The following is a 4062-nucleotide window of genomic DNA, read 5'->3' as shown; positions in this document are numbered from 1 at the left end:
CCGCTGATGCGATGCAGGATCGACACCTTCCCTGCCAGCGGCAAGCGATACTTCGCGATTTGGCCGATCCCGATGTTCCGGTACTCGGGCCTTGGTTTTTTTACGGCTTCAGCCATGCTAGACCCCAACTTGTTATTACACTAATCCGCGATTTTAGCGCCTTTTTATTTCGCGCTGCAGCGAAAAGCCGCCCAAGAGACTGTTGCTCCACGCGCGAAAATAGCGCCCTGCGTGCGTGTTCCGTGAGCGACTCAGCCAGTGCTCACGGCCCGTTCTTCATTCGATCAACTCAAGTCGTTCTGATAGTAGTAGCCGGTCGTGACATACCATCCACGCCGCACTTCGACGGGGCGATCGCCATACGTATAGGAGACCCGCTCCACCGATAACAGCGGAAATCCCTGGGCCACGTCGAGATACTGCGCCACGGTCTCGTCTGCGGCGACGGCGCGAATCTTCTCCGATGCGCGAATCATGCGCGTGCCGAACTCCGTCTCGAACATCGCGTAGAGCGGGCCCTTGTATTCCGACAGCCGCTCCGCCGTGAGGCCGCGGAACACCGCGCCCGGCAGCCAGATTTCGTCGAATACGGTCGTCACGCCATCAAACTGCAACAGGCGCTTGATAAGAACGACGGGGTCGGCGGGCTTCAGATCCAGTTGACGCGCGATTTCAGCCGGCGCGCGCAGGCGCTTGCATTCGAGCAGCCGGCTGACGTGGGGATGGGCGTCGCCGTCGTCGGGCAGAAGGCGCAGAAAGCGGAACTGTACGCGGTCTTCGTTGTGCGTCGCAACGAACGTGCCTTTGCCCTGACGGCGTACGAGGAGATTGTCGGCGGCGAGCTCGTCGATGGCCTTGCGGACCGTGCCCTGGCTCACCTTGTAGCGCGCGGCCAGCTCGACCTCGCTCGGGATGATTTCGCCGGGCTTCCATTCGCCGGATTCGAGCCCCTGCGTAATCAGCGCCTTGATTTGCTGGTACAGCGGGCTGAACGTCGGCGACGGCACGCTGGCGGTCTCAGCCGCCGGCGCAGTGCCGTTGGAGTTCGTCGTGCTCGCCGGGTTGGAATTCATGCCGCGCATTTCAACACAAAGGCCCGCCGTGCGTCCAGACCTTTCCCGAAGATTCCTATGTCTTATATAAGACATAAGATATTGTTGACTTTACCTCGACGCAATCCTACACTCCTTGTCGAGCAAGGGTTTGCGGGTCGTTGCGAGATCGCAGGAGCCGCCGGTCAGCGTAAATTCCGCGGCGTTTTTTGCCTCGGAATCCGGCATCCGCACATCGCGCAACATACCGCCAGGCACGCCCTTTCGCTTTTGCCTCACGCCGATCGGCCACTCGATTCGCGCGCCGCTGCCTGCCCCACGCCTCGCAACGTCCAGCGCCGTCTCGAATGGGCGCCCGGCCGTCGACCCAAGCGAAATCACCGCGTCCTTCACGAACCTCCCGCATGCCTCTCGCTCGAAGAGAAGGATTCATGGCATGACAGTCACGCCGCTCAAGCATTCATGCGGCGCGAGTCCATACGCAAACGTGCGCAACTCCGCGTGGCGCCTTGCTTTCGGAACTTCGCGCACGGCATGGCCGGCATGTCTTCATCAACGCTTTGCGTAACGCGCATAAAATGGCGTTTTTCCCTAGCGTTCCACGCACCGTCCAGGAGAGTTCTCAATGGCTAAGTCCGCAAAGCGCGTTGCCGTTACCGGCGCCGCAGGTCAAATCGGCTACTCGCTGCTGTTCCGCATCGCCAATGGCGATCTGCTCGGCAAAGACCAGCCCGTGATTCTTCAGTTGCTCGATCTGCCGCAAGCGCAAGCCGCTGTGAAGGGCGTCGTGATGGAACTGGAAGATTGCGCGTTCCCGCTGCTCGCAGGCGTGGTCGTCACGGACGATCCCAAGGTCGCCTTCAAGGACGCCGACGTCGCGCTGCTCGTGGGCGCCCGTCCGCGCTCGAAGGGCATGGAGCGCAAGGATCTGCTGTCGGCGAACGCCGAGATCTTCACGGTTCAGGGCAAGGCGCTGAACGATGTCGCGAGCCGCGACGTGAAGGTGCTGGTCGTCGGCAACCCGGCGAACACGAACGCCTACATCGCGATGAAGTCGGCGCCGGATCTGCCGAAGAAGAACTTCACCGCCATGCTGCGCCTGGACCACAACCGCGCGCTGTCGCAACTGGCCGCCAAGTCGGGCAAGCCGGTCGCGTCGATCGAAAAGCTCGCCGTGTGGGGCAACCACTCGCCGACGATGTACCCGGATTTCCGCTTCGCGACCGCCGAAGGCGAGAGCCTCACGAAGCTCATCAACGACGACGAATGGAACCGCAACACGTTCATTCCGACGGTCGGCAAGCGTGGCGCGGCGATCATCGAAGCGCGCGGCCTGTCGTCGGCGGCTTCGGCGGCCAACGCGGCGATCGACCACGTGCGTGACTGGGTGCTCGGCACGAACGGCAAGTGGGTCACGATGGGCATCCCGTCGGACGGCTCGTACGGCATTCCGGAAGACATCATCTACGGCGTGCCCGTCACCTGCGAAAACGGCGAGTACAAGCGCGTCGAAGGCCTGGAAATCGACGCGTTCTCGCGCGAGAAGATGGACGGCACGCTGAACGAACTGCTCGAAGAGCGTGACGGCGTCGCGCATCTGCTGGGCAAGTAAGCACGCTGCGCGGACAAGGGAAGCCTGCAAAGGCTTCCCGCCGGCGCGAACGCTCCACCGCGTTCGCGCCTGATCCGATCGCGCTTGGAGCTTTTCCGAGCGCGGCCGAATCAGAAGCATGAGCAGGATCGAATCCATCTCTCCCAAATCGGACCCGACGCCGACGATGCGCGCTCTCACTCCCGCCGAAGTGCTGTTTGACGGCGAACCGCAACCCGCTGTTCTGCCGCCCTGCGATCACTACGCGGGCAGCGAAAAGCTGATCAGGAAATCGCTGGCGTTGCAGGCGCAGCTGGGCCCGGTGTTCGACATCACGCTCGATTGCGAGGACGGCGCGCAAGTCGGTCATGAAGCCGGGCACGCGGAACTGGTCGCGTCGTTCGTGGGCGGCGAGGACGATCGCTTCGGGCGCGTGGGCGTGCGCATCCACGATTTCAATCACCGCGCGTGGCGCGACGACGTGCGCATCATCCTGCGTCAAGCGAAGAAAGCGCCCGCGTTCATCATGCTGCCGAAGATCCGCAGCGTCTTCGATGCCGCCGAGATGGTGGCCTTCATCGAGGCGTCGCGCTGCGAGTTCGGCATCCGGAAACCGATTCCCTGCCATCTGCTCGTCGAGACACATGGCGCGCTCGCGGAAGCGTTCGAGCTGGCCGCGCTGCCGGGCGTCGAATCGCTCAGCTTCGGCCTGATGGACTTCGTCTCCGCGCACAACGGCGCGATTCCCGATACCGCGATGCGCTCGCCCGGCCAGTTCGATCATCCGCTCGTGCGCCGCGCGAAGCTCGAGATCGCGGCCGCGTGTCACGCGCATGGCAAGGTGCCGTCGCACAATGTGTCGACCGAGGTGCGCGACATGAGCGTCGTCGCGAACGATGCCGCGCGCGCCCGCAACGAGTTCGGCTACACGCGCATGTGGAGCATTCATCCGGATCAGATCAGGCCGATCGTCGAAGCCTTCGCGCCGCGCGCGGATGAAATCGCACTCGCCGCCGAGATCCTGCTTGGCGCGCAGCGCGCGCAGTGGGGCCCGACGCGTCACGGCGACACGCTGCACGACCGCGCGAGCTACCGTTATTACTGGTCGGTGCTGCGCCGCGCGCACGCCACCGGACAGACGATGCCGGAAGCATGCTCGCCGCTCTTCGCCGCGCCGGATTCGGAGTCGAAGGCATGAGCATCATCAGACCGCAGTTCGGCGCCGCGTACGAGCCTGCGCTCGGCGTATTCTTCAAGCACAACAAGTAACGCCGCATCACGAGCGTACGAAAGGAGACTTGAGAGCATGACTGACACCGCATCGACCGAAGCACCCGCAGTTGGCGGTTTCAAGCCGAAGAAATCCGTCGCGCTGTCGGGCGTGACGGCGGGCAATACCGCGCTGTGCACGGTCGGCCG

The 4062-nt window shown here is 63.4% G+C and carries 5 protein-coding genes; 2 read left to right on the top strand and 3 right to left on the bottom strand.

Annotated features, from left to right (window positions below):
• From AWB83_RS35335 to AWB83_RS36625, 3 genes are all read right to left on the bottom strand, one after another.
• Positions 1 to 116: succinate dehydrogenase, cytochrome b556 subunit (locus tag AWB83_RS35335; protein ID WP_445343904.1), on the bottom strand; the 116-nt coding region annotated here is incomplete at its 3' end.
• Between the two features lie 168 nt (positions 117 to 284).
• Complete coding sequence (locus AWB83_RS35330) at positions 285 to 1082, bottom strand: GntR family transcriptional regulator (RefSeq protein ID WP_087050231.1); 798 nt, start codon at positions 1080 to 1082, stop codon at positions 285 to 287.
• Between the two features lie 81 nt (positions 1083 to 1163).
• Positions 1164 to 1445 carry a hypothetical protein gene (locus tag AWB83_RS36625; protein ID WP_087050230.1) on the bottom strand — a complete coding sequence of 94 codons (282 nt, stop codon included), beginning with the start codon at positions 1443 to 1445 and terminating at the stop codon, positions 1164 to 1166.
• A 232-nt stretch (positions 1446 to 1677) separates the two neighbouring features.
• On the opposite strand from AWB83_RS36625, the gene AWB83_RS35320 reads away from it, so the two are divergent.
• Complete coding sequence (locus AWB83_RS35320; protein WP_087050229.1) at positions 1678 to 2664, top strand: malate dehydrogenase; 987 nt, start codon at positions 1678 to 1680, stop codon at positions 2662 to 2664.
• 166 nt (positions 2665 to 2830) lie between these two features.
• Complete coding sequence (locus tag AWB83_RS35315) at positions 2831 to 3841, top strand: HpcH/HpaI aldolase/citrate lyase family protein (protein ID WP_087050228.1); 1011 nt, start codon at positions 2831 to 2833, stop codon at positions 3839 to 3841.
• Positions 3842 to 4062 lie beyond the last annotated feature (221 nt).

This window comes from Caballeronia ptereochthonis (assembly GCF_001545075.1).
Classification (GTDB): domain Bacteria; phylum Pseudomonadota; class Gammaproteobacteria; order Burkholderiales; family Burkholderiaceae; genus Caballeronia; species Caballeronia ptereochthonis.
Note: the sequence above shows the minus strand (reverse complement) of the source record. Positions and strands in the feature narration are given on the sequence as shown.

Bases quoted from the DNA above. Each gene is read 5' to 3' on its own strand.
- AWB83_RS35330 (WP_087050231.1), bottom strand. From the start codon at position 1,082: ATGCGCGGCATGAATTCCAACCCGGCGAGCACGACGAACTCCAACGGC.
- AWB83_RS35320 (WP_087050229.1), top strand. From the start codon at position 1,678: ATGGCTAAGTCCGCAAAGCGCGTTGCCGTTACCGGCGCCGCAGGTCAA.
- AWB83_RS35315 (WP_087050228.1), top strand. From the start codon at position 2,831: ATGCGCGCTCTCACTCCCGCCGAAGTGCTGTTTGACGGCGAACCGCAA.